Below are 25526 nucleotides of genomic sequence, written 5' to 3'. Positions count from 1 at the left end.
CATGTGTAAAAATTATATTTGTTTGTACAATTTGAATTATTATGATAAAAATTAAAGACATAACCAATTGCATTGAAAAAATTGCACCTTTAAATTATGCTGAAGATTTTGACAATGTTGGCTTGTTAATTGGTGATTTTAAAACTGAAGTTACAGGCGTTTTAGTTTCGTTAGACACTTTAGAAAACATTGTTGATGAGGCTATTGAAAAAAAATGTAACCTAATTGTTAGCTTTCATCCTATTATATTTTCGGGTTTAAAAAAATTGAATGGTAAAAACTATGTAGAACGTGTGGTTTTAAAAGCCATTAAAAATAACATTGCCATTTATGCTATGCATACTGCACTTGACAATAGTTTTGTGGGGGTAAATGCAAAAATTTGTGAAATATTGGGCTTGGAAAATAAAAAAATATTGATTCCGCAAAAAAATACCATCAAAAAATTAACAACCTATGTGCCTACAAAAAATGCCGAATCTGTGCGATTGGCATTGTTTGAAGCTGGAGCTGGTAACATTGGAAATTACGATTGTTGTAGTTTTAATACCGATGGATTTGGTACTTACAAAGGCAATGAAAATTCAAATCCAGTAATTGGCGAAAAAGGAAATTTACACACCGAAAATGAAACTTTTATAAGCGTAATTTTTGAAAAACACCAGCAACAAAACATACTTTCTGCGCTTTTTAAGTCACATCCTTATGAAGAAGTTGCCTATGACATTGTTAATTTAGAAAATATTCACCAAGAAATTGGCTTAGGAATGATTGGCGAATTGACTAAAGAAATGGAGGAAATTGACTTTCTTAATTTTGTAAAAAACACCATGAACGCAAAAGGCATTAGACACTCACAATTGCTAGGAAAACCAATAAAAAAAGTAGCTGTTTTAGGCGGTTCTGGAAGTTTTGCCATTAACAATGCAATTGCAAAAGGAGCCGATATTTATATTACATCAGATATTAAATATCATGAGTTTTACAAGGCCGAAAACAAATTAATTATTGCAGATATTGGTCATTATGAGAGTGAACAATTCACAAAAAATATTTTAGTTGATATTCTTACAAAAAAATTTCCTAATTTTGCAATCATTTTATCACAAAAAAACACGAATCCAATTTATTACTTATAAATATGTCTAAAAAGAAAGAAGTTACTGTTGAAGAAAAATTAAGAGCATTGTACGATTTACAATTAATTGATTCAAGAGTAGATGAAATTAAAAGTGTTAGAGGTGAATTGCCTTTAGAAATTGAAGACTTAGAAGATGAAATAGTAGGTTTAAATAAAAGACTTGCCAATTTAGATGAAGATGTTGTTAGCCTAAAAGGTGAAATTACAGCAAAAAAAGCAGTTATTGAAGACGCTAAAGCTTTGATTAAAAAATACGCTGAACAACAAAAAAATGTTCGCAATAACAGAGAATTTAATTCAATCAGTAAAGAAACTGAATACCAAGAATTAGAAGTTGAATTGGCTGAAAAAAGAATTAGAGAATTTAAAGCTAAAATTGAGCAAAAAAATGAAGTAATTGCTTCAACAAAAGCAAACATTGCTACTCAACAAGAAGCTTTAAAACACAAAGTTGCAGAATTAAATGATATTATGGGTGATACAGCTAAAGAAGAAGCTTTATTACTTGAGAAATCTGCAGAATACGCTGATTTAATTGATGATCATTTATTAGTTGCTTATAAGAGAATTAGATCTACTGTAAAAAATGGTTTGGCTGTAGTTGCAATTGATAGAGGTGCTTCAGGAGGTTCATTCTTTACGATTCCACCACAAAGACAAGTTGAAATTGCGAGTCGTAAAAAAATTATTACAGATGAGCATAGTGGACGTATTTTAGTTGACGGTGCTTTAGCAGACGAAGAAAGAGAAAAAATCGAAAGAATGTTAAGCAAATAATTGCTTATCAAATATTTATATAAAAAAGGCTTCCAAATTTGGAAGCCTTTTTTATTTTTTAATAGCTCTAATAGAATACAACAAAGGAAACATGCGTTGGTTTTCTTTTAAAACAAACAAGCCATCATTTGTTTTTTCCATATCCGGAAAACTATTGTATGGCGATTTTTCAAATTCGTTTAAAAATTCTATTTGCAAACCTGCACTGGTTAAAGCCGAAACAACTTCACCCAAACCATGGTTCCAGCCATATTCTTTACTTGTAATATCAGCATCATTATTTGTATAAGTCCCTTGATATTCTTCATAAATTACCTCTTTGTTAAAATATGGATAGGTTAATTTTGGTGGCGTTTGTAAAAAATCGAACATCCAAACAATTGGATGAAATTCAATCATATAAAACACACCACCTTTTTTTAATTTTGAGGCAATTATTTCTCCCCAAGTTTTTAAATCGGGTAACCAGCCAATTACACCATACGATGTAAAAACAATATCAAACTTACCTTTTACTTTTTCTGGAACTTCATATAAATTACTTTCAATAAAAGTTGCATCTAATCCCAAAGTTTTATTTAATTTTTGAGCCTCTGCAATACCTTCATTAGAAATATCTATACCCGTACATTTGGCTCCCAACCTACTCCAACTTAAAGTATCTTGTCCAAAATGACACTGTAAATGCAATAATTTTTTTCCTTCAACATGACCTACTTCACTTAATTCATAAGCATTTAATGAAGTTTTTCCTTTTAAAAATCCTTCAATATCATAAAACTCAGATTTGGTGTGGATACCCACTTTTTTATTCCAAGTTTCTTTATTTACTTCAAAATATTTTTTAAACTTTTCCATTTCACTAAAATAACACAATTAAAAACAACCAAAAAACAGGAATCGCTTCCACCCAAAAACTTGTATAATATCTCGATTTTTCAGCAGATGAAAACCATAAAAAACAACCTGTAATTATTGAAACAATAATATTTATATAAACTTCAGAAATTAAATAATTTTCTTTAAAAAAAGTTAACAATACAAATATTATTAACAAAATTAACCCAAATTGTTTTGATGTTTTAACGCCTAAAACATGCGGTAAAGTTTTTAGTTTTTTAGAATCGTAATTTACATCTCTAATATCAAAAGGAAGTGTAATGGCAATTAAAATAAAAAAACGTTGTACAAATTCAATCCAAACATTTTTATCTAGTGCAATATTCGCTTCATCCAAAGCAAATAATACACAAATAGCTGCCCAAGAAATTGCAATGCTAAAAATTTTTATGGATGGAAAATTTCTAAAAGAAACTTCAATTTTCTCATTTTTATAAACAGGAACAACATAAAAAAAAGTTATCAATGCAAACGGAATCAATATAATAAGCGAATTAAAGTTAAAATTGGTAAAACCCAAAATATACCATATCCCTAGAGTTGAAAAAGCCGATAAAACAATCAAACTTTTTTTAAATTCATAAAACCATGTTTTCAACCAAATTAACCTACTTGTTTTAATTTCATAAAACCGAATAAAATTGTAAGAAACAACGATTGATAATGCAATAAAAACAGGCATTTTATAAGATGAGTTTTCAAATTTCAACAAAGAAATTTTAGCCATACAAAACCCAGCCAAAGCAACATGGATATTGCTAAAAATATAAAAGTCTTTTATTTTTTGTAAAAATTGCATTTGGCAAATGTAGCCAATTGACCAACGAACAAATAAAATGGTTAACAAAATATTACAATATGTAATAAAAATAGTATTTGAATACTTGTATTTTACGTATTTTTGTCAACCTAAAATTCACCTACTAATTACACTAAATGAGAACAGATTCTTTTGTTTTAAGACACGTTGGACCTCGTGAGAAAGGGGTTGAAGAAATGATAAAAACAATTGGAGTTTCATCAGTAGAAACTTTAATTGACCAAACCATTCCTGCAGATATTCGACTAAAAAACAATCTTAATTTACCAATCGCTATGAGCGAATATGAATACATGAGTCATATTCAATCATTGGCCGCAAAAAATAAATTATTCAAAAATTATATCGGTTTAGGATACCATCCAACCATAGTGCCAGGTGTAATTCAACGCAATATTTTAGAAAATCCGGGATGGTACACTGCTTACACACCTTACCAAGCTGAAATTGCGCAAGGTCGTTTAGAGGCTTTGTTAAATTACCAAACTATGGTTACCGAGCTTACTGGTATGGAGTTGGCAAATGCTTCGTTATTAGACGAAGGTACTGCCGCTGGTGAGGCAATGACTATGTTGTTAAACAACCGTACTAAAGAACAAAAAAAGGCAAATGCTGTTCAGTTTTTTGTTTCTGATGAAGTATTACCACAAACCATTGATGTTTTAAAAACCAGAGCCATTCCTTTAGGAATTGAGTTGATTATTGGAGATTTCCAAAAATTTGAATTCAACCAAAATGTTTATGGCGCAATTTTGCAATATCCATCAAAAAATGGTCAGGTTCATAATTACAGTGCTTTTGTTGAAAAAGCAAAAAGTGTAGATGCTAAAATTGCCGTTGCAGCCGATTTATTAAGTTTGGCAAATTTAGTTCCTCCTGGAGAATGGGGAGCCGATGTTGTTGTAGGAACTACACAACGTTTTGGAATTCCTATGGGATATGGAGGTCCACATGCAGGTTATTTTGCTACAAAAGAAATTTACAAACGTACACTACCTGGAAGAATTATTGGTGTAACCCAAGATAAAGACGGAAACCGTGCTTTGCGTATGGCTTTACAAACCAGAGAACAACATATTAAACGTGAAAAAGCAACTTCAAATATTTGTACCGCTCAAGTTTTATTGGCTGTTATGGCTGGTATGTACGGTGTTTTTCACGGACCAAAAGGTTTAAAATACATTGCAACTAAAATTCAGAATTTAACAACTACTTTAAATGAAGGAATTTTAAAATTAGGCTTAAAACAATTAAACTGTACTTATTTTGATACCTTAACTATTGAAGTTTCAAACACTTCAACAGTAAAAGAAATCGCAGAAAATAAAGGTATTAATTTTTATTACCCATCAACAAAACTTGTAAGTATATCTATCAACGAGACTTCAACTTTAAGTGATGTAAATGAAATTTTAGAAATTTTAGCCATTGCTGAAGGAAAAAATACAATTTCTTTTAATGAAGTTAAAGAAAATAACTTACCCGAAAATTTAAAACGCACCTCTACTTTTATGACCAATGAAGTTTTTGAAAACTACCATTCAGAAACTGAAATGATGCGTTATATTAAAAAATTAGAACGAAAAGATTTATCGTTAAACCACTCAATGATTTCTTTGGGTTCTTGTACTATGAAATTAAATGCAGCGACTGAAATGTTGCCTTTAAGCTGGCCACAATGGGGTGTTATGCATCCATTTGTACCTGTTGAACAAGCACAAGGTTATCAAGAAGTTTTTAAAGGATTGGAAGCTGCTTTAAATGAAATTACTGGTTTTTATGCTACTTCCTTACAACCAAATTCAGGTGCGCAAGGCGAGTATGCAGGTTTGTTGGTTATCAAAGCTTACCACGAATCTAAAGGCGATCACCATAGAAATATTTGTTTAATTCCGGCTTCGGCTCACGGTACCAACCCAGCTTCAGCAGTTATGGCTGGTATGGAAGTTGTAGTAACAAAATCTACCGAAAAAGGAAATATTGACGTGGAAGATTTACGTGAAAAAGCCGAATTATACAAAGATAATTTAGCTTGTTTAATGGTTACTTATCCATCTACCCACGGTGTTTTTGAAAGTACTATTAAAGAAATTACTGAAATTATTCACCAACGTGGCGGACAAGTATATATGGATGGCGCCAATATGAATGCGCAGGTGGGTTTAACAAATCCTGCAACTATTGGAGCAGACGTTTGTCATTTAAACTTACACAAAACATTTGCAATACCTCACGGAGGTGGCGGTCCTGGCGTTGGCCCTATTTGTGTGGTAGAACATTTAGCTCCATTTTTACCTTCAAACCCAATCATTCCAACTGGCGGAGCAACTCCTATTACAGCTGTTTCATCGGCACCTTGGGGATCGGCATTGGTATTGCTAATTTCATATAGCTATATTAAAATGTTGGGTACAAACGGCTTAAAAGAGGCTACAATTTATGCCATTTTAAATGCCAATTATGTAAAAGCTCGTTTAGAAAAACATTACAAAATTTTATATGCTGGAGAAAATGGTTTTGCTGCACATGAAATGATTGTAGATTTTAGAGAATTTAAAGCAAAGGGTATTGAAGTTACAGATGTTGCTAAACGTTTGATGGATTACGGATACCACGCGCCAACAGTTTCTTTTCCAGTAGCTGGAACACTTATGATTGAACCTACAGAAAGTGAAAACAAAGCAGAATTAGATCGTTTTTGCGATGCTTTAATAAGCATAAAAGGTGAAATTGATGCTATGGAAAGTGGCGATGTAAATAGTGCTTTAAAAAATGCACCGCATACACAAGAAATGTTAACTGCTAATGAATGGAATTTCCCATACACACGTGAGCAAGCTGCTTTTCCTTTACCATATATTAAAGAAAATAAATTTTGGCCATCAGTTAGAAGAGTTGATGATGCTTATGGAGATCGAAATTTAATTTGTTCTTGCAATCCTATTGAAGATTATATCAATTAATTTAAGCGTTTTTAACGCATATTACACTAAAAAAGCCTCACAAATACGTGGGGCTTTTTAATTTCAAAATAAATTAAATTTCAAAAATTACAGTTTTCTTAATTCAACTGCATTAAAAATTTCATTCATTCAAAAAAATAGGAAAAATTTCAATAATTGGTAAACCAGTAATATTAACATAAAAAATATAAGCAGTTCCTTTTTTACTATCGCTCAAAATAGTACTTTTGCATTTCGATATAAATCAAATATCCTATAATCATAATGAAAAAAATCACTAAAGAAACCTATATCAATTGGTATAAAGACATGCTTTTTTGGAGAAAATTCGAAGATAAATTAGCGGCTCTTTATATTCAACAAAAAGTTCGTGGATTTCTACATTTGTACAATGGTCAGGAAGCAGTACTAGCTGGTGCATTACACGTAATGGGTAAAAATGACAAGATGATTACAGCATACCGTAATCACGTTCAACCAATTGGATTAGGAGAAGATCCTAAAAGAATTATGGCTGAACTGTTAGGTAAGGTTACAGGAACATCAAAAGGTATGGGGGGATCTATGCATATTTTCTCTCCTAAACATAATTTTTATGGTGGTCACGGAATTGTAGGTGGACAAATACCTTTAGGTGCTGGTTTGGCTTTTGCTGACAAATATTTTGGTAGAGACGGTGTAACATTAACCTATTTTGGTGATGGTGCTGCGCGTCAAGGTTCTTTACACGAAACTTTTAACATGGCTATTACCTGGAAATTACCTGTTGTGTTTATTTGTGAAAACAATGGATACGCAATGGGAACTTCAGTAAGTCGTACTGCAAACCACGAAGATATTTGGAAACTTGGTTTAGGTTACGAAATGCCTTGTGGGCCAGTTGATGGAATGAATCCTATTAAAGTTGCTGAAGCAATGGAAGAAGCTATTGAAAGAGCAAGAAGAGGTGACGGACCTACATTATTAGATATTAAAACTTACAGATATAGAGGACACTCAATGAGTGACGCTCAACACTACAGAACAAAAGATGAAGTGGATGAATATCGTAAAATTGACCCAATTACTCAAGTGTTAGATGTTATTTATAAGAAAAAATACGCTACAGAAAAAGAAGTTAAAGAATGGGACAAAGAAGTTAAAGCTAAAGTTGATGAATGTCAAAAATTCGCTGAGGAGTCTCCATTCCCAGAAGCTCAACAATTATACGATATGGTGTATGATCAACAAGATTATCCATTTTTAAAACATAGATAGATGGCAGAAATTATTACAATGCCCCGTTTAAGTGATACAATGACTGAAGGAGTTGTAGCACAGTGGTTAAAAAAAGTAGGGGATAAAATTGAAGAAGGAGATATCCTTGCTCAAATTGAAACTGACAAAGCTACAATGGAATTTGAATCTTTTAACGAAGGTTACTTATTACATATTGGATTGCAAGAAGGGGAAACAGCTCCTGTTGATAGCTTATTAGCAATTATAGGTGAACAAGGTGAAGATATTTCTGCATTGTTAGCCGGAGGTGCTACCAAAACAACTGCAAAAGAAGAAACTCCAGCACCTGTTGCTGCTGAAAAAACTGATGCTGCTCCTGCTAAAACTGAAACTGCACCTGCTGCTGAAGCTTTTGTAGTTCCAGATAATATTACTGTTGTTACAATGCCTCGTTTAAGTGATACTATGACAGATGGTACTGTAGCTTCATGGTTGAAAAAAGTTGGTGACAAAGTTTCTGAAGGTGATATCCTTGCTGAAATTGAAACTGACAAAGCCACAATGGAATTTGAATCTTTTAATGAAGGAACATTGTTATATGTTGGTTTACAAGAAGGTGAAAATGCTCCTGTAGATTCTTTATTAGCCATTATTGGTGAAGCTGGAACAGATGTAACTGCTGTTGTAGCTGGATTTGGTTCTGTTGCTGCTGCTCCTGTAGCTGCTGCACCTAAAGAACAAGCTCCTACAGAATTTGTAGTAGAAAAAAAGAATCCTACAACAACCACAAATAATGCAAATACAACAGCTACTAAAAAAGTAAGCGCAATTAATTCTGAAAATGGACGTATTGTAGCTTCTCCTCTTGCAAGAGTTTTAGCTGAAGAAAAAGGAATAAACTTAGCAAAAGTTGTTGGTACTGGAGAAGGTGGTAGAATTGTAAAAACAGATATTGAAAATTACAATCCTGTTGTTGAAACTGCTGTTGCTGCTGCAACTGTTGTTGCTGCTCCTGCTGGAGAAATCAGTAGAACTGAAGTGAAAAATTCTCAAATGCGTAAAGCAATTGTTAAAGCGCTTGACAATTCTCAAACTACTGCAGTAAACTTTACTGTGACAATGGAAATTGACATGGACAATGCTATTGCATCTAGAGAAACAATCAATGCATTACCAGATACAAAAATATCTTTTAATGACTTAGTTGTAAAAGCTTGTGCTATGGCATTAAAATCGCACCCACAAATTAATACTGAGTGGACAAACGAACAAACTATCTACAACAATCACATCTCTATTGGTGTAGCTGTTGCTATTGAAGATGGCTTGGTAGTTCCTGTAATTCCTTTTACAGATTCTAAGAGTTTAACTCAAATTGGTGCTGAAATAAAAGATTTAGCAATCAAAGCTAAAAACAAAAAATTAACACCTGCTGAAATGTCGGGTTCTACTTTTACAGTTTCTAATTTAGGTATGTTTGGTGTAGATCATTTTACTTCTATTATCAACCAACCTAACTCAGCAATTTTATCTGTTGGTGGAATTAAACAAAAACCTGTTGTTAAAAAAGGAGAAATTGTTGTTGGAAATGTAATGACATTAACTTTAGCTTGTGACCACAGAACTATTGATGGTGCTGTAGGTGCTGCTTTTATGAATACCTTAAAACAGTATATTGAGAATCCAGTTGCTATGTTAGCTTAACATTTAGCTTCAAAATATTTAAAAACCCATTGTTTTCACAATGGGTTTTTTTAAACCCTAGTTTTAAAATAACAAAATATGACAATAGATATCCCAGGATATAAAAAAATTGAAATCAAAAATTTACTTTGCGACTTTAACGGAACAATCGCAAACAATGGTGAATTGATTTATGATATGGATTTGCTTATCAATAAACTATCAAAAAGCATCAAAATATATGTAATTACTGCCGATACATTTGATACTGTTGAAAACCAATTAAAACACCTAAATTGTGAGATTATAAAAATTTCAAGTGAAAATCAAAGTGAACAAAAATTGGCCATTTTAAAAGAATTAAACCCTTTAAATACAGTTGCCTTTGGAAATGGCAGAAACGATCAATTAATGCTAAAAGAAGCTATTGTAGGCGTTGGAATATTAGAAAACGAAGGTATTTGCACTTCAACTTTAATAAATGCAGATATTATTTGTAAAAACATTCACAATGCTTTTGAATTGCTTTTAACTCCCAAAAAATTAATTGCGACTTTAAGAAATTAAAAAAGCTTATCACAAAAGTTCTTAAGTCAACTTTACTAAGTAAATTGTTTGTGCATTTTTGGCATTAAGCATTAAAATACTACAATTTTTAAAGTAGAAAAGTTTATAAAATATCAAACAATAAAAAAGCCTTAACAAAAGTTAAGGCTTTTTTATATAGTGTAACAATATGCTTATTTTTTAAATTTAGCATATTTAGATTTGAACTTGTCAATACGTCCTGCAGTATCAATTAATTTAGATTTACCTGTATAAAAAGGATGTGATGTTCTTGAAATCTCTAATTTTACTAAAGGATATTCAACACCGTCAACTTCTAAAGTTTCTTTAGTATTTACTGTTGAACGAGTTAAAAACACATCTTCATTAGACATATCTTTAAATGCTACCATTCTATAATTTTCTGGGTGTATACCTTTTCTCATCGTAAACTCGTTTTAATGCTGTTTTTATTTTTAAGACTGCAAATTTAACTATATTTTTGAAACTTCAAACAAATAATTTATTTTATTTACATAAATCTTTCAAAAAAACTTAATTAAGTTATGTTACACAAATATTTTCTAGGTTTTACCCTATTTCTAGCAGTAATTTCATGTAAAAGTGAGTACAAATTTATATTAAATGCACCTAAAAAAATTCAATCTAATCAAGAATTAACCATTTCAATTTCAGAAAAAGGTAATAAACCAATCGATTCTGTTCAATTTTCAATAGGAAATACAAAAATAAAAAGCACAAACAATACTGCTACTTTAAATGTTAAAGATTACAAATTAGGAAAGCACACAATTAATGCTCTTGTTTTTTATGATCATAAAACTGAAAAAGTAACAAGCCCAATTTATATTATGGCAGATACGCCTCCAGCTATTTATTCGTACAAAATTGTAAATACCTATCCACACGACAAAGGTGCCTACACGCAAGGCTTAGAATATTATAATGGTTTTTTATATGAAGGCACTGGACGAAATGGTGAATCATCTATTAGAAAAGTAGATTTAACAACTGGAAAAGTTTTACAACAAAAAGATTTAGATGCAAAATATTTTGGAGAAGGCATAACTATTTTTAACAACAAAATTTACCAACTAACCTGGAAAGGTGGCCTTGGCTTTATATACAATTTAGACACTTTTGAAAAAGAAGGAGAATTTAAATATACCAAAAGTCGCGAAGGTTGGGGACTTACACATAACAACAAACAAATTATTAAAACTGATGGTACTGAAAATATTTGGTTTTTAAATCCTGAAACTTTGGTTGAAGAAAGCTATATTGAAGCTTATACCGATACACGAAAAGTTGAAAATTTAAACGAACTTGAATATGTAAATGGAATGATATATGCCAATGTGTGGCAACAAAATTCTATCTTAATTGTAAATCCAACCAATGGAAAAGTTGAAGGAGTTGCAAATTTAAACAGTTTAAAAGATTTAATTTTGAAAGAACAAAATTTAGAAGAACACGACGATGTTTTAAATGGTATAGCCTACGACAAAGAAAATAACCGATTATTTGTAACTGGTAAACATTGGGGTAAGTTGTATGAAATTGAGCTATTTAAAAAACAATAAACCTTTTAAATAAAATTTACCAATGCGCATATAAATTTTAAAATTAATTTATATGCGCATTTTATCTGGTATTTTTATCTCTAATATTTTTTATATTTACAAAAACTTACAAATGCGCTTTTGCTCTATTTTTATAATTACAATAACACTGCTTTTAACTTCATGCAGAGAAGATTTTTCAGCCGAACTTAGTTCGGGGAAACTTTTGTTTTCAAAAGATACTGTTTATTTAGATACCGTTTTTACCAATATAGGATCAAGTACTTATCAGTTAAAAGTTTACAATAAAGGCAATAAAAATATTTCAATTCCAACCATTAAATTAGGAAGAGGAGAAAACTCATTTTATCGCTTAAATGTTGATGGAGCTTCGGGTAAATATTTTGAAAACGTTGAAATTTCAGCAAAAGACAGCATCTATATTTTTATTGAAACCACAATCGATTTTAACAAAGTACCAAACCCAATTTATACTGATTCTATCGAGTTTTCTGGTGGTGGGTATTTTCAAGATATCAAATTAGTTACACTGGTTAAAGATGCTTATTTTTTATATCCTTCAAAAGATGCAAACGGCTTTATAGAAACCATACCTATTGGAATTGATGCTGAAGGTAAGGAAATTACCGTAAATGGGTTTTATTTAGAAGACAATACCACTTTTACAAATGAAAAACCATATGTAATTTATGGATATTGCGCTGTTCCTTCAACAAAAAAATTAACTATTGAAGCTGGTGCAAATATTTATTTTCATAACAATTCAGGATTAATTGTAGACAAAGACGCAACACTTATTATTAACGGAGAATTAAATAACGAAGTAATTATTGAAGGTGACAGATTAGAACCTGAGTTAAGTAATATTCCTGGTCAATGGGGAAGTATTTGGCTGCGATCAGGCAGTAAAAACCATAGCATTAATAACACCATTATTAAAAATGCAACTGCGGGTATTATTATGGATTCTATAGGTAGCACCTCTACCCCTACTTTAACTATTAAAAACACGCAAATATACAACAGCTCTAATTTTGGAATTTTAGGAAGAAACACCAATATTAAGGGAGAAAACTTAGTAATTAATAATAGCGGACAAGTATCTTTGGCTTGTACAATTGGCGGTACTTATAATTTTACCCACTCAACATTTGCAAATTATTGGAATAATGGCATTCGTCAGTTTCCAAGTGTTTTGATAAACAATTATTATTCATTTATCCAAGACAATGAAATAGTTGATCAAACTCGTGATTTATTGGCTGCAAATTTCACCAATTGTATTATTGAAGGAAATAACAGTATTGAACTTATTATAAATAAAGCTGAAGAATCAACGGTTTTCAATTACTTTTTTGAAAACAACCTGATAAAATTTAACGATTTTGGCAATTCTTATACCAATATTCCCGAATATAATTTTGAAGATACCAATCATTATTCAAACAATATTTTTAACGGAAAACCTGATTTTAAATTGCCTTACGAAAATGAATTGATAATTGGCGAAAAATCGGATGGTAAAGAAAAATCAGCGCTACAAGGAAGCATTAAAGTACCTTACGATATTTTAGGAACTCTAAGATCTGCACCAGCAGACATAGGTGCATATCAACATATTATTTTTGAAGAATAAATCATGAAAAACATCATTATTACAGGAACAAGCCGCGGAATTGGATTTGAACTGGCGCAACTATTTGCGAAAAATAGTTGCAATGTTTTAGCGCTTTCAAGAAATTCGGAAACATTAAAAGCTTTAAACATCAAAAATATTTCGACCTTATCTGTTGACCTTTCAAAAGAGGAAGATTTAAATCAGGTAACTGCATTTGTTTCAAAAAATTGGAAATCTGTTGATATTTTAATCAACAATGCTGGAAAATTAATTAGCAAACCTTTTAACGAATTAACTACTGCCGATTTTGTTGAAGTTTATCAAGTAAATGTTTTTGCAGTTGCTACATTAACCCAAAAATTATTGTCATTTTTAAAAAAAGGAAGTCATGTTGTTAATATTAGCAGTATTGGTGGCGTACAAGGCAGTATGAAATTTCCAGGTTTGGCAGCATATAGTTCTTCAAAAGGAGCATTGCTAACACTTACTGAAATGCTTGCTGAAGAATACAAAGAACAAGAAATTGCATTTAACGCCTTGGCACTTGGAGCTGTACAAACCGAAATGTTAAATGAAGCCTTTCCTGGCTACAAAGCTCCTGTTACCGCTTTAGAAATGGCAAATTATATTTATAATTTTGCATTGACAGGAAACAAATTTTACAACGGAAAAATATTACAAGTTTCTTCAACCACACCGTAATTAATGAGTAAAGTGCTATCAAAATATATTCCTGAAAATTCGGTTGATTTGGTTTTAGACATTCTGAAACAACACCCTATTGCCATTAAAATTGTGAACGATAGAAAAACAAAACATGGCGATTTTAGAAAAATGAGTGATGGAAAAGTTCAGATTACAATGAACAACAGTTTAAATCAGTATCAATTTTTACTTACACTTATTCATGAAATTGCGCACTTTACTACACATAAACAATTTAAAAGTGTAAAACCACATGGTTTAGAGTGGAAAGTAAATTTTCAACATTTAATGCTTCCATTTTTACAACCTTCTATTTTTCCAACAGCATTACTTCCGCATTTAGCAAACTACCTAAAAAACCCAAAAGCAAGTACAGGAAGTGATGTAAATTTAACGTATGCCTTAAAACAGTACGATGAAGATTTAGACAAAAATTTTGTTTTTGAATTGGAACAAGGCAGCTTTTTTATCTTCAACAATAAAACTTACAAAAAGGGAGCAATTAGACGAACTCGAATTGAATGTTTAGAAATGAGCAGTAAACGCACTTACTTATTCAATCAAAATGCCGAAGTAAAACCAATAAATCAATAGCTTCTAAAGTCCCACTTTTTAAAAGTCACTTTATTCATAAAAAATAAATTAAAAAAATCACTATATTTCAAAGTAAAATATAAATTTGTTAAAAAACTTTGAATATGGATAATATAGATAAAGATTTACCAATTGACAATCCTAACAACCATAACAACGAAGATTCTAGTCGTGATTTGCAAGCTATTTGGTCTAGCATAAAAAAGTTTTTATACGAATTACTTAATATCAAACATGATACCGATAAAAAAGGGACTATTGAAGATATAAAGGGCAATATTTCTATGAAAGGTCATACTGCCTGGGTATTGGTTTTTTCAATTTTAATTGCATCAATCGGATTAAATGTAAGTTCAACTGCAGTAGTAATTGGAGCGATGCTTATATCGCCTTTAATGGGGCCAATTTTAGGTATTGGACTATCTATTGGTATTAATGATATTGACACCTTAAAACGTTCACTTATCAATCTTGCCGTAATGGTTGGGTTGAGCTTAGCAACTTCATTTTCATTTTTTTTAATTCCTTTATTTAGAGCTGAAACACCAGAACTTTTAGCCAGAACTGCTCCTGATGTTAGAGATGTTTTTATTGCAATTGCAGGTGGTTTGGCATTGATTGTTGCAATAAGCCGAAGAAGTAAACAAACAAATACAATTGCCGGTGTTGCAATTGCTACAGCCTTAATGCCACCTTTATGTACTGCAGGTTATGGATTGGCTACCATGAATTTAAGCTATTTTGCAGGTGCTATGTTTTTATTTACTATCAACACTATTTTTATAGCGTTGGCAGCTTTTGTAATTGTAAAGTTTTTAGATTTTCCCGTTGTAAAATACCTAAATTCTGTAAAAAGAAAACGCATCGCTCAAACTGCATCAACCATTGCCATAATTGTATTTGCTGGTAGTATTTATATGTTTTTTAATTTATTTAAACAAAACCAATTTAAACAATCTGCAGACAAATTAATTAAAGATTTAAAAAGTCACGGCATTAGTATTATTGATGAAAATGATGAAAACATAGATTATAAAAACAAAACAATTACCATTTTTATTTATGGAAATAAATTATCTAATAACGATATTAATAACTGGAAAAACAAACTTCCTAGTTTTGGTTTAGAAGAAACCAACTTAATAATTAAGCAAGGTGTAGATGATTCTGATTTAAGACATGAAGTAAAATCGCTATCTGAATTATATGCTCGAAACCAAGAAATTATTTCATCTCGTGACGAATCTATCAAACAAAAAGAAGAAAAAATTAAATTACTAGAAAATGAGATTTCTAAATATTTAAAATCAGAAATCCCATTTATACAAATTAGTGATGAAGCAAGGGTAATTTACAATGGATTATCAGAAATAAGCTATGCTAAAACCATTTCCACAAATTTTAAAACAACTGATACTATTTTAAACTTTAATACAAAATGGTACGATTCTGTTCCAAATACAGTTTTTCAACAAAAACAGCTCGAAAATTGGTTAAAGATTCGTTTAAACACAAAAAAATTAAAAGTAACTAAAAATTAATTTTAATTAAAAATCAATTATAACTCCAAATCTAGGCAATATATTTCCAGAGTCATTTGCAATTTCTTCCATTAAGTAACGCGTATTGTCGGCTGGATCAACAAGATAGTTTCCGTCTGCATCTGTTTGTGCCAGTAAATATGGCTGCTCAACTGTTTGTGTTGCCAATATATTTTGAATATCGACATAAAAGTTCAGCGAAAAATGTTTCCAATACCAGGTTTTATCCAATCTAATATCCAACTGATGATACAAATCATATCTTTCTGTATTTAATAAAGTATAATCTAAAATACCGCTATTATTTACATTATAATTTACAATTAACGAAGATGCATCATAATCATATGGCGTATATGGTCTTCCGCCTACCATTCTAAATTTAGCACCCAACTCCCAGTTTTTATTGAATTTTTTTCCACCAGTAGCGGTCAATAAATTTCGGTTATCCCAAGAAGAAGGTACATATTGATTGTTCACATCTTTAAACTCACTTTTTACAAAAGTATAAGATAAAATTCCGTACAAACCGCTGTAAGATTTCTTTTGAAGAAAAACCTCAAAACCATATGATCTTCCTTGAGAGCTAGAAGTAACTTCTTCGTTTCCTATTACACCAAAATCAGCACCTAAATTTGCTAAACTCACTTGATTTTCAACAGAGAACGGATAATTACTATACCCTTTATAAAAACCTTCAACAGTAATTTTTGAACTCAAATCTGGTTTAAACTCTAAACCAGTAACCAAATGATTGGCAGTGATATAATCTAAACCATTTTGCTTGTTAACCAATACACCATCTACATCTCTGTAACCCATTACAGTATAAGACGGCAATTGATTGTAAATACCTGCGGAAGCATTTACTGCCCATTTTTGATCAAATGCATAAGCCAACGAAAGCCTAGGTGAAAACTGATTGAATAAATTTGACATTTTAGAACCATAATCAACCCCATCAAATCTAACACCAAAAGAAGCACTTAATTTTGAGTTGAAATACGTTTTAGAAATTTGACCAAACAAACTGTATTTAAACAAATTCAATTTTGAAGCATAATCTATAATTTCTACACCACCTGAATTGGCTAGTTTTTGAAATGTTGAATTGGTATACGTAACCTGTTCTAAACCTGTACCAAAATTTATTTTGTAATCCTTTTTTAAGGTTGAAGTGTTTTCATAACGCAATTTATTTTCAATTTCTCTTGAATTGTAATTAAGCAACAAATCATCAGAATCACCAGTGTTTCCATCGTATTTAACAATATCATTGTTCCATTCGTTTCTACTTACTACAACTTGCTGCATTGCTTTTTCACCATAATGCTTGTAAGACAAACCTGCTGTATAATTCCATTGATTTTGGGTAGGAATAACATTTAAAATATAAAGGTTTTTCTTTAAAACATCTTCATCAGTAACACCATCATTTACACCTTCATTTAATTTAAAATTATCAATTGCTCCCAAACCAATCAAAGAGATTTCATCTTTATCTGAAATTTGATGCTTTAAATTCAACTGAAAATCGTTGTAAGTAGGCAAAAAAGGCAATTTCAATAATTTAAACAAACCACTCAAATAAGATTGACGTGCAGAAGCTATATAAGTGGTTTTCTTTCCTATTGGGCCATCAATAGTAACACCAGCGTCTGAAGTTCCAACAGTCGCCCTTAAATTCAATTTATCTGGGTTTCCTTCCTTTTGCGTAAACTCAATTATAGAACTCAAAGCATTTCCTCTGTTTGCAGCAAAAGAACTTGAATAGAAATCGGCTTTTCTAATTAAATCAGCATTTATAATTCCAACAGGACCACCCGTAGAACCTTGCGTTTGAAAATGGTTGATTACAGGCACTTCAACACCATCTAAATAAAATTTATTTTCTGAAGGCGAACCACCTCTAATGATTATATCGTTTCTAAAACCAGGATTTGAAGCAACACCAGGAAACGATTGAATTACTTTTAAAACATCTCGATCACCACCTGGATTTTTTTCTATCTCTGCAATTCCAATAGATTGATACGACACAGGACTCTCTAAAGACTTTTTAAACAACTGACTTTGGATAACCACCTCGCTTAATTGTTCTCCTTCCTGAGACAGTGCAATTACAACATAAGGTGTTTTTTCTTTTGTTACCAAATAATCATCAGAAGATTTGGTTCCATAACCAATAAACGAAGCTTGAATTTTTAAATAACCTAAAGGCGCATTTTTAACTGTAAACTCGCCCAATTCGTTTGTATTAGCGCCAATATTTGTACCTAAAACCAATACATTTACAAAAGGCAAAGGCTCTCGAGTTTGAGCATCTATAACTTTTCCATTGATAACCCCTACATTTTGAGCAATTATAACCTGAAAACTAACTAATAAAAACAGACTTATACTTAAAAATAACTTCATATTAATATTTAAATTTATGCAAATATATCAATTTTGTTTAACATTTGATTTTTTTTATTAAACATTTTAAATCAAGGTTAAAAAAAAGCCTCAAAATTTAATTTGAGGCTTGTGGTGAGAGAAGGATTCGAACCTTCGAAGCTTGCGCAGCAGATTTACAGTCTGCCCTCGTTGGCCACTTGAGTATCTCACCAAAATTTAAAAAAAAGCTCCTCTAAATTGAGAAGCTTTTTGTGACCGGGCTGGGGCTCGAACCCAGGACCACCTCCTTAAAAGGGAGGTGCTCTACCAACTGAGCTACCAGGTCATTTTTTCCTTTTTAGCGGCTGCAAAGATATGGGTATTTTTCAATAAAACAAATATCTTTGTTATTTTTTTTCATTTAAATATGCCTCCCTAACTTTTTTAAATAAATTAGAAGAATAAACAAAATTTATAATTGCTTCATTCTCAGTTTTAAAAATCTCAGAATTGGATCCTTCCCAAGCTTGAACACCGTTTTTTAAAAAAATAATTTTTTCTCCAATTTCCATCACAGAATTCATATCATGTGAATTAATAACTGTAATTATATCATACTCTTTGGTAATTTCCTGAATCAAATTATCTATAACAGTAGCCGTATTTGGATCTAAACCTGAGTTGGGTTCATCACAAAATAAATACTTTGGATTCATTACAATTGCACGTGCTATGGCAACCCTTTTTTGCATCCCACCTGATAATTGTGCTGGAAATTTTTTATTTACACCTTCTAAATTTACACGGTTTAAAACAAAATTCACACGATCGCGCATTGCTCTAAAAGTTTGATCTGTAAACATTTTTAAAGGAAACATAATATTTTCTTCAATAGTTAAAGAGTCATATAAGGCTCCCCCTTGAAAAACCATCCCAATTTCTTGTCTTAATTGTCTGTGATCTTTAATAGATAATTCTGTATTTTTTCTGCCATCAAAAGAAATAAAACCTTTCTCAGGCGTATGTAAGCCTAATAAGCATTTCAGCAAAACAGTTTTTCCAGAACCACTTTGACCAATAATCATATTTGTCTTACCTTTTTCAAAAGTGGTAGAAATACCTTTTAAAACCTGTTGTCCGTTAAATTCCTTGTATATATTTTCAACTACTATCATCTATCCTAAAAGCATTTGGGTTAAAAAATAATTCATTAAAATAATTACAATACTAGTCCAAACTACAGCTTGCGTACTTGCCCTACCAACTTCTAGAGAACCCCCTTTAACATAATACCCGTGATATGAAGGGATTGTAGCTATTGCAAAGGCAAAAACCAATGTTTTTATAAGCGCATATTTTATAAAATAAGGGTTAAAGTCTAATTGCACACCATATATATAATCTTCAGAAAAAAACAAATCTGTCATTATTCCGGCAACATAGCCACCATAAATTCCTAAAAACATAGCCAATAAAATCAACAATGGATAAAAGAATAAAACAGCAATAATTTTTGGTAACACTAAATAATTTAAAGAATTGATACCCATTACCTCCAGAGCATCTATTTGCTCTGTAACTCGCATTGTTCCAATACTTGATGTAATATAAGACCCCACTTTTCCGGCAAGAATAACCGACATAAATGTTGGTGCAAATTCTAATATTACAGATCTTTTTGTAGCAAAACCTATCAAATATTTGGGTATAAACGGGTTGTCTACACTTAGAGCCGTTTGTATCGCAACAACACCTCCAACAAAAAAGGAGATAAACATTACTATACCAAGCGATTTTAAACCTAAATCTTCAATTTCTCTAAATAACATTTCTTTAAAAACCGACCATTTTTGTGGCTTTTTAAAGACTTGTTTTAACATTATAAAGTATTTACCTACATGTTCAAAGTAGTTCATTCAATTTCTTTTTGGCTAAAATATTAAATTAATATGATGATTGTTCTTTTTGTAACATAAAAATATTTGAGGTTTAAAAATTATCGTAATTTTGAAATCTTAGTTTTTTATTAAAAAATATGTTACAAATGAAGAAATTATTATTGTTATTTATAATTGGTTTTGCACTTGCACAATGTGCTGGTGTAAAATCTAAAACAAACAATTCATCCACAAATTCAGCTTCAATTTCTACATCAACTATAAAACGACCAAAATTGGTTGTTGGTATTGTTGTAGATCAAATGCGCTACGATTATTTGATTAAATTTTATAACAAATATGGTGAAAATGGCTTTAAATTATTGATGAATACAGGTTATAACTTACAAAACGTTCATTACAATTACATACCAACTTATACCGCAGTTGGTCACACTTCTATTTATACAGGAACCACACCTACAAACCATGGCATTATAAGTAATAATTGGTACGATAAGTTTGAAAAAAAATCTATTTATTGTGTTGACGATGACAAATACCAATCTGTAGGCGCTAAAGATGGTGGGCAAAAATCACCCTATAGAATGTTAACTACAACAGTTACAGATCAGCTTAAATTAGCCCAAAACATGAACGGAAAAACAATTGGAATTTCTATTAAAGATAGATCTGCTATTTTACCTGCAGGCCACACTGCAAATGCCGCTTATTGGTTTGAAGGTGGAAATACTGGTAAATTTATATCCAGCACATTCTATATTAATGAATTACCAAGTTGGGTAAACGATTTTAACAACTCAGGAATTGCTAATAGTTATTTAGAAAAAACTTGGGATACTTATTACGATATCAATACTTACACTGAATCTATTGCAGATAAAAACGACTTTGAAGAACCTTTTAAAGGAAAAGAAACTGCTACATTTCCTTATAATTTAGCTGAATTAAGAAAAAGCAACAACAATTACGATTTACTAAAAACAGTTGCCTTTGGAAATGATTTTACAACAGATTTTGCAAAAGCGACCATATTAGGCGAAAATTTAGGAAAAGGTGAATTTACAGATTTTTTAGCTATTAGCTTTTCAAGTACCGATTATGCTGGACATAGATTTGGAGTAGATTCTAAAGAAGTTGAAGACTCTTATATTCGTTTAGACAAAAATATTGAAGATTTAATTCAGTTTTTAAATAAAGAAGTCGGGCAAGGAAATTACACCTTGTTTTTAACAGCTGATCACGCTGCTATTCAAGTACCATCATATTTACAAACTTTAAAAATTCCTGGTGGTTATTTTGATTCAAAAAAATTCGTTGAGTTTGTAAACACCATTTCACTAACTCATTTTAATTCAACAGAAATAATTGAAGACATTTCTAATTATCAAATATTTTTAAATAAAGACAAAATCAAAGAACTCGATTTAGATATTTTAGAAGTAGAACAAGTATTTGTTGATGAAATTTTAAATTTTGAAAACGTTTATAAGTCTGTAAGTGCTCATACGCTTCAGGCAACATCATTTACTTCAGGAATTTTACAAACTTTACAAAATGGTTACAATCAAAAACTTTCTGGAGATATTTTATACGTACCAAACCCAACAACAATTACCTACTCGCATATGGGAAGTACCCATGGATCGGGTTATAGTTACGACACTCATGTGCCGTTAATTTTTTACGGTCAGGGAATCAAACAGGGAGCTTCAAATGAATACTATCCAATAGTTGACATTGCTCCTACTATTTCAAGTTTATTAAAAATTGAGCAACCAAATGGCACAACTGGTAAAACCATTACTGAAGTTTTGAAATAAAAAAAAGAGCAGAGAAAATAGTAAAAAACTTTTGGAATTTATAAATTTCATTACATCCAAAAACTTAAAATATTAGCAAAAAAAAATCCTCTTTCGAGGATTTTTTTTTAATATCTATAAACAATAGCGTTGATGTTCATTCCCGCTCCAACCGAAGCTAAAATTACTACATCGCCTTTATTAAGTTCTTGATCTTCCATTTGACCTCTTTTAACCAAATCAAACAAAGTAGGTACTGTTGCAACAGAACTGTTACCTAACTTATGAATGCTCATTGGCATAACACCACTTGGAACTTTAGATTTATATAAACGGTAAAAACGTTTTAAAATAGCTTCATCCATTTTTTCGTTAGCCTGATGAATAAATACCTTTTTTACTTCAGAAATATCAACACCACTTTTATCTAGTGCAGCTTTCATAGCTAAAGGCACGTGGTTAAGTCCGTATTCATATATTTTTCTACCAAGCATTTTAATGTATCTTACGTTTGGATCTTCAGTTTTACTAAATGATTCTCCAAAATACAAATAATAACATTCTTCAGTAGTATGCGTTTGTGTGGCGTGACTTAAAATTCCAGAAGGAACATCACTTTCAACACCTTCAACAATACAAGCACCTGCACCATCAGCAAAAATCATGGAATCTCTATCAAAAGGATCAACCACTCTTGAAAGAGTTTCAGTACCAATTACCAAACATTTTTTTGCGATACCAGCTTTGATAAAAGCTTCAGCTTGAATTACACCTTGCACCCAACCTGGACAACCAAATAAAATATCGTAGGCAACACAATTTGGGTTATTAATTCCTAAATTAAATTTTATTCTTGAAGCTAAACTTGGTAAAACATCACATTGAATGGTTCCACTTTTAACATCTCCAAAATTATGAGCAACAATAATATAGTCTAATTCTTCTTGATCTATTCCAGCATCTTCAATTGCTTTTTGAGCAGCAAAAAATCCTAAATCTGATGAATTTAATTCAGGTTCAGCATAACGCCTTTCTTCAATACCTGTAATGGATTTAAACTTATCTATAACAATGTCATTCTCGTACGCAAACGGAGTACCATCATCATTTAAAAAATTAGCATTTAAAAAATCTTCGTTTTTTTTAACTATTGAAGGAATATGGCTTCCTATACCTGTTATAACTGAATATGTACTCATTTAAAATAATTGTATGTAAAAAAATCTTGTAAATGTACTAATATATTACTTATTAATCTCCAAAATTTTAATTTTCATTACGGTGGCTATTGACAAAGCTCTTGATTTTGCTGTATGTGCCATTGCTCCATCAAACAATTCGTCTACAGATTGATTAAAACTTGATAACCAATGTGTAAAATGAATCGTTTCAAATGGCATTTGAGACTGTAAATCTAGGTGTGGTTGCATTGCATTTTTACGATACTCACCCGTGTAAAAAAGGATATTACTCCAAAAATCAACCAAGGTTTGCAGATGCGTTTCTAAGTGAACTGGATTTTTAAACTCTTCAAAAAAATGACACATTACCTTATCATTCATCAGTTTAACATAAAACGTTTTTACCAATAAATAAATATCATCTCTTGATTCGATATCTTTTTTTTCCAAATTCAATTTTCTTTAAAATGACAATAAAATTAACAGAACAACTTTTTCTGTCTACTACTTTTAACTTTTACAACAACGATTTATCGAATGCCATTGGAAGCAAATCCAACACAGAATTGGTTTTCATCACATTTCCAATTTCACCCATAAAATATACAGCTATTTTATCTTCTTGATTTATTTCGTATTCAGAAAGTGTTTGCCTGCAAGCCCCACAAGGTGAAACAGGCTCATTCACCACCAAAGTTGCTGAACTTGCTGAAATAGCCAATGCAAGTATTTTTTGGTTTGGAAATTCAGATGAAGCTTTCCAAATAGCAACCCTTTCGGCACAGATTCCTGAAGGATATGCTGCGTTTTCCTGATTGTTGCCCGTTATAATTGAACCGTTTTCTAACAATAAAGCTGCGCCAACCTTAAATTTTGAATAAGGCGCATATGCCATTTGTTTGGCTTCAATTGCTTTATTCATTAATAATTTTATATCAATGGGCAATTCATCAATAGATTCAAAAACAGTAATTTGTGTTGTTATCTCAAGTTGTTTCATTAAAAAAAAGCTTAGTAAATTTCATATAATTCTCCGAAGTCGAAAGATAATGAAAATCTAAGTGTATTTTCTAAAGGATTGTTAATATCTGCTGTATTGAATAAATAAGAAAGATCTAAACGAGCACTTTTAAACTTAAAACCAGCACCAAGAGTCATAAATTGACGAGAACCTTTGAATTTACTTTCGTGAAAATAACCTGTTCTTAAAGAAAATGCATCGTTGTACATATATTCTGCACCAAGTGCCCAAGTTATTTCTTGCATTTCTTCTTTTCCACCTCCAGGTGCATCAGAAAAAGAACCAATCATTCCTTCAAAAAACCCTTTATCAGGTTGTAAATATTTACCATCTCCAAAAGGTACATTTGGCGTAGGCACTAACAATTTATTAAATTCGGTTGTTAATGTTACTTTATTATAATTGTCTAAAATAAAATCAAAACCACCACCCAATCTTAAATTAGTAGGCATATAACTTTCTTGTCCATCTGTTGAATAAGATACTTTTGGACCCATGTTTGAAATATTAAAACCTGCTCGCCAAACACCATTAAAATCTCCAAAATTTTCTTCATCAGATTGATAAAAACCAGAAATATCAACTGTAAAAGTATTTACCGGAGTAATTACTGTGTTAGCCGATTCAATACCTAAATCGGAACGCACATAGCGTAAAGTAATACCCATACCATAGTTTTCACTTAATTTTAATGAGTAAGCTCCGTCTAATGAAAACTCATTTAATTTTTCTGTTCCTGTTGGAACTCCTCCTGAATCTGTTAAATCAATTTCACCTAAATTAAAATAATTTAAACTAGCTGACCATGAAGATCTTTCGTTAATTCGGTTTGCAAAATTTACACCTCCTAAAAACACATCGTTTGTTAGTTCTTGAAGCCAAGGCGTATAGTAAATACCTAATGAATATTGAGCTGGCATAAATGCATATTTTGCAGCATTGTAATGTTGCGAAAATGCATCAGCAGATGTTGATGCTCCAATATCTCCCAAACCACCTGAACGAGCATCAGGTGCAATTAATAAAAATGGTGCCGCTGTTGGAATTGGATTTGGTTGTTCTTGAGCGTATAAATTTTGTAAAGCTATAACAGCTATAAAGGTTAAAAAGGTTATTTTTTTCATTAATTATTTTG

The 25526-nt window shown here is 31.2% G+C and carries 22 protein-coding genes and 2 tRNA genes; 12 read left to right on the top strand and 12 right to left on the bottom strand.

Annotation, left to right across the window (positions count from 1 at the left end; genetic code table 11):
- Positions 1 to 44 precede the first annotated feature (44 nt).
- Both EC396_RS02625 and EC396_RS02620 read left to right on the top strand, forming a co-directional pair.
- Positions 45 to 1139, top strand: a complete 1095-nt coding sequence (locus EC396_RS02625) for a Nif3-like dinuclear metal center hexameric protein (RefSeq protein WP_129365196.1) — start codon at positions 45 to 47, stop codon at positions 1137 to 1139.
- 2 nt (positions 1140 to 1141) lie between these two features.
- Positions 1142 to 1918, top strand: a complete 777-nt coding sequence (locus tag EC396_RS02620) for a zinc ribbon domain-containing protein (RefSeq protein ID WP_129365154.1) — start codon at positions 1142 to 1144, stop codon at positions 1916 to 1918.
- 51 nt (positions 1919 to 1969) lie between these two features.
- Here EC396_RS02620 and EC396_RS02615 read toward each other — a convergent pair whose 3' ends face one another.
- Together EC396_RS02615 and EC396_RS02610 are read right to left on the bottom strand one after the other, a co-directional pair.
- Positions 1970 to 2776: a bifunctional 2-polyprenyl-6-hydroxyphenol methylase/3-demethylubiquinol 3-O-methyltransferase UbiG gene (locus EC396_RS02615; RefSeq protein WP_129365153.1), complete on the bottom strand. Its 807-nt coding sequence runs from the start codon at positions 2774 to 2776 to the stop codon at positions 1970 to 1972.
- 4 nt (positions 2777 to 2780) lie between these two features.
- Positions 2781 to 3617, bottom strand: a complete 837-nt coding sequence (locus EC396_RS02610; protein ID WP_129365152.1) for a hypothetical protein — start codon at positions 3615 to 3617, stop codon at positions 2781 to 2783.
- A 137-nt stretch (positions 3618 to 3754) separates the two neighbouring features.
- Between EC396_RS02610 and gcvP the strand changes: the two genes are divergently transcribed.
- From gcvP to EC396_RS02590, 4 genes are all read left to right on the top strand, one after another.
- Positions 3755 to 6601, top strand: a complete 2847-nt coding sequence (gene gcvP / locus EC396_RS02605; RefSeq protein ID WP_129365151.1) for an aminomethyl-transferring glycine dehydrogenase — start codon at positions 3755 to 3757, stop codon at positions 6599 to 6601.
- Positions 6602 to 6865: 264 nt separating this feature from the next.
- The gene (gene pdhA / locus EC396_RS02600) at positions 6866 to 7858 is read left to right on the top strand and encodes a pyruvate dehydrogenase (acetyl-transferring) E1 component subunit alpha (protein ID WP_129365150.1); all 993 of its coding nucleotides are present in this window, start codon (positions 6866 to 6868) and stop codon (positions 7856 to 7858) included.
- Complete coding sequence (locus EC396_RS02595) at positions 7859 to 9523, top strand: pyruvate dehydrogenase complex dihydrolipoamide acetyltransferase (RefSeq protein WP_129365149.1); 1665 nt, start codon at positions 7859 to 7861, stop codon at positions 9521 to 9523.
- A gap of 78 nt (positions 9524 to 9601) precedes the next feature.
- Positions 9602 to 10069 carry an HAD family hydrolase gene (locus EC396_RS02590; protein WP_129365148.1) on the top strand — a complete coding sequence of 156 codons (468 nt, stop codon included), beginning with the start codon at positions 9602 to 9604 and terminating at the stop codon, positions 10067 to 10069.
- A gap of 173 nt (positions 10070 to 10242) precedes the next feature.
- On the opposite strand, the gene EC396_RS02585 is transcribed toward EC396_RS02590, so the two are convergent.
- Positions 10243 to 10494 (bottom strand): type B 50S ribosomal protein L31, encoded by a 252-nt coding sequence (locus EC396_RS02585; RefSeq protein ID WP_129365147.1) that lies wholly within the window; start codon positions 10492 to 10494, stop codon positions 10243 to 10245.
- 120 nt (positions 10495 to 10614) lie between these two features.
- Here EC396_RS02585 and EC396_RS02580 point away from each other — a divergent pair, with 120 nt between their 5' ends.
- The 5 genes from EC396_RS02580 (at position 10615) to EC396_RS02560 (ending at position 16110) form a co-directional block, all read left to right on the top strand.
- The gene (locus tag EC396_RS02580) at positions 10615 to 11652 is read left to right on the top strand and encodes a glutaminyl-peptide cyclotransferase (protein ID WP_129365146.1); all 1038 of its coding nucleotides are present in this window, start codon (positions 10615 to 10617) and stop codon (positions 11650 to 11652) included.
- A gap of 52 nt (positions 11653 to 11704) precedes the next feature.
- Positions 11705 to 13288 carry a hypothetical protein gene (locus tag EC396_RS02575; RefSeq protein WP_370276407.1) on the top strand — a complete coding sequence of 528 codons (1584 nt, stop codon included), beginning with the start codon at positions 11705 to 11707 and terminating at the stop codon, positions 13286 to 13288.
- Positions 13289 to 13291: 3 nt separating this feature from the next.
- Positions 13292 to 13972 (top strand): SDR family oxidoreductase, encoded by a 681-nt coding sequence (locus EC396_RS02570; protein ID WP_129365145.1) that lies wholly within the window; start codon positions 13292 to 13294, stop codon positions 13970 to 13972.
- Between the two features lie 3 nt (positions 13973 to 13975).
- Positions 13976 to 14569 carry a SprT-like domain-containing protein gene (locus EC396_RS02565; protein ID WP_129365144.1) on the top strand — a complete coding sequence of 198 codons (594 nt, stop codon included), beginning with the start codon at positions 13976 to 13978 and terminating at the stop codon, positions 14567 to 14569.
- Between the two features lie 104 nt (positions 14570 to 14673).
- Positions 14674 to 16110 carry a DUF389 domain-containing protein gene (locus EC396_RS02560; RefSeq protein ID WP_129365143.1) on the top strand — a complete coding sequence of 479 codons (1437 nt, stop codon included), beginning with the start codon at positions 14674 to 14676 and terminating at the stop codon, positions 16108 to 16110.
- Positions 16111 to 16116: 6 nt separating this feature from the next.
- On the opposite strand, the gene EC396_RS02555 is transcribed toward EC396_RS02560, so the two are convergent.
- The 5 genes from EC396_RS02555 to EC396_RS02535 form a co-directional block, all read right to left on the bottom strand.
- The gene (locus tag EC396_RS02555; RefSeq protein ID WP_129365142.1) at positions 16117 to 18528 is read right to left on the bottom strand and encodes a TonB-dependent receptor; all 2412 of its coding nucleotides are present in this window, start codon (positions 18526 to 18528) and stop codon (positions 16117 to 16119) included.
- 112 nt (positions 18529 to 18640) lie between these two features.
- Positions 18641 to 18721: transfer RNA gene (locus EC396_RS02550), tRNA-Tyr, on the bottom strand.
- Between the two features lie 41 nt (positions 18722 to 18762).
- Positions 18763 to 18835, bottom strand: a tRNA-Lys gene (locus EC396_RS02545).
- A gap of 61 nt (positions 18836 to 18896) precedes the next feature.
- Complete coding sequence (locus EC396_RS02540) at positions 18897 to 19664, bottom strand: ABC transporter ATP-binding protein (RefSeq protein ID WP_129365141.1); 768 nt, start codon at positions 19662 to 19664, stop codon at positions 18897 to 18899.
- On the bottom strand, positions 19665 to 20405 hold the full coding sequence (locus EC396_RS02535) for an ABC transporter permease (protein WP_129365140.1): 741 nt from the start codon (positions 20403 to 20405) through the stop codon (positions 19665 to 19667).
- Between the two features lie 128 nt (positions 20406 to 20533).
- On the opposite strand from EC396_RS02535, the gene pafA reads away from it, so the two are divergent.
- Positions 20534 to 22210, top strand: a complete 1677-nt coding sequence (gene pafA / locus EC396_RS02530; protein WP_129365139.1) for an alkaline phosphatase PafA — start codon at positions 20534 to 20536, stop codon at positions 22208 to 22210.
- 107 nt (positions 22211 to 22317) lie between these two features.
- Here pafA and EC396_RS02525 read toward each other — a convergent pair whose 3' ends face one another.
- From EC396_RS02525 to porV, 4 genes are all read right to left on the bottom strand, one after another.
- Positions 22318 to 23388, bottom strand: coding sequence for a 3-oxoacyl-ACP synthase III family protein (locus tag EC396_RS02525; protein WP_129365138.1), 1071 nt, complete (start codon positions 23386 to 23388; stop codon positions 22318 to 22320).
- 45 nt (positions 23389 to 23433) lie between these two features.
- Positions 23434 to 23820 carry a group III truncated hemoglobin gene (locus EC396_RS02520; protein WP_129365137.1) on the bottom strand — a complete coding sequence of 129 codons (387 nt, stop codon included), beginning with the start codon at positions 23818 to 23820 and terminating at the stop codon, positions 23434 to 23436.
- A 67-nt stretch (positions 23821 to 23887) separates the two neighbouring features.
- Positions 23888 to 24370, bottom strand: coding sequence for a cytidine deaminase (cdd, locus tag EC396_RS02515; RefSeq protein ID WP_129365136.1), 483 nt, complete (start codon positions 24368 to 24370; stop codon positions 23888 to 23890).
- Between the two features lie 11 nt (positions 24371 to 24381).
- Entirely contained in the window at positions 24382 to 25515 is a 1134-nt protein-coding gene (gene porV / locus EC396_RS02510) for a type IX secretion system outer membrane channel protein PorV (RefSeq protein ID WP_129365135.1), read from the bottom strand.
- Positions 25516 to 25526: the final 11 nt, after the last annotated feature.

The sequence above is a fragment of the Lutibacter sp. HS1-25 genome (genome assembly GCF_004121075.1).
Lineage (GTDB): Bacteria > Bacteroidota > Bacteroidia > Flavobacteriales > Flavobacteriaceae > Lutibacter.
Note: the sequence above shows the minus strand (reverse complement) of the source record. Positions and strands in the feature narration are given on the sequence as shown.

Bases quoted from the DNA above. Each gene is read 5' to 3' on its own strand.
- pafA (WP_129365139.1), top strand. From the start codon at position 20,534: ATGAAGAAATTATTATTGTTATTTATAATTGGTTTTGCACTTGCACAA.
- EC396_RS02585 (WP_129365147.1), bottom strand. From the start codon at position 10,494: ATGAGAAAAGGTATACACCCAGAAAATTATAGAATGGTAGCATTTAAA.
- EC396_RS02570 (WP_129365145.1), top strand. From the start codon at position 13,292: ATGAAAAACATCATTATTACAGGAACAAGCCGCGGAATTGGATTTGAA.
- EC396_RS02595 (WP_129365149.1), top strand. From the start codon at position 7,859: ATGGCAGAAATTATTACAATGCCCCGTTTAAGTGATACAATGACTGAA.
- EC396_RS02555 (WP_129365142.1), bottom strand. From the start codon at position 18,528: ATGAAGTTATTTTTAAGTATAAGTCTGTTTTTATTAGTTAGTTTTCAG.
- EC396_RS02610 (WP_129365152.1), bottom strand. From the start codon at position 3,617: ATGCAATTTTTACAAAAAATAAAAGACTTTTATATTTTTAGCAATATC.
- EC396_RS02575 (WP_370276407.1), top strand. From the start codon at position 11,705: ATGCGCATTTTATCTGGTATTTTTATCTCTAATATTTTTTATATTTAC.
- EC396_RS02535 (WP_129365140.1), bottom strand. From the start codon at position 20,405: ATGAACTACTTTGAACATGTAGGTAAATACTTTATAATGTTAAAACAA.
- porV (WP_129365135.1), bottom strand. From the start codon at position 25,515: ATGAAAAAAATAACCTTTTTAACCTTTATAGCTGTTATAGCTTTACAA.
- EC396_RS02620 (WP_129365154.1), top strand. From the start codon at position 1,142: ATGTCTAAAAAGAAAGAAGTTACTGTTGAAGAAAAATTAAGAGCATTG.
- EC396_RS02560 (WP_129365143.1), top strand. From the start codon at position 14,674: ATGGATAATATAGATAAAGATTTACCAATTGACAATCCTAACAACCAT.
- gcvP (WP_129365151.1), top strand. From the start codon at position 3,755: ATGAGAACAGATTCTTTTGTTTTAAGACACGTTGGACCTCGTGAGAAA.
- EC396_RS02565 (WP_129365144.1), top strand. From the start codon at position 13,976: ATGAGTAAAGTGCTATCAAAATATATTCCTGAAAATTCGGTTGATTTG.
- EC396_RS02615 (WP_129365153.1), bottom strand. From the start codon at position 2,776: ATGGAAAAGTTTAAAAAATATTTTGAAGTAAATAAAGAAACTTGGAAT.
- EC396_RS02580 (WP_129365146.1), top strand. From the start codon at position 10,615: ATGTTACACAAATATTTTCTAGGTTTTACCCTATTTCTAGCAGTAATT.
- EC396_RS02525 (WP_129365138.1), bottom strand. From the start codon at position 23,388: ATGAGTACATATTCAGTTATAACAGGTATAGGAAGCCATATTCCTTCA.
- cdd (WP_129365136.1), bottom strand. From the start codon at position 24,370: ATGAAACAACTTGAGATAACAACACAAATTACTGTTTTTGAATCTATT.
- EC396_RS02590 (WP_129365148.1), top strand. From the start codon at position 9,602: ATGACAATAGATATCCCAGGATATAAAAAAATTGAAATCAAAAATTTA.
- EC396_RS02540 (WP_129365141.1), bottom strand. From the start codon at position 19,664: ATGATAGTAGTTGAAAATATATACAAGGAATTTAACGGACAACAGGTT.
- pdhA (WP_129365150.1), top strand. From the start codon at position 6,866: ATGAAAAAAATCACTAAAGAAACCTATATCAATTGGTATAAAGACATG.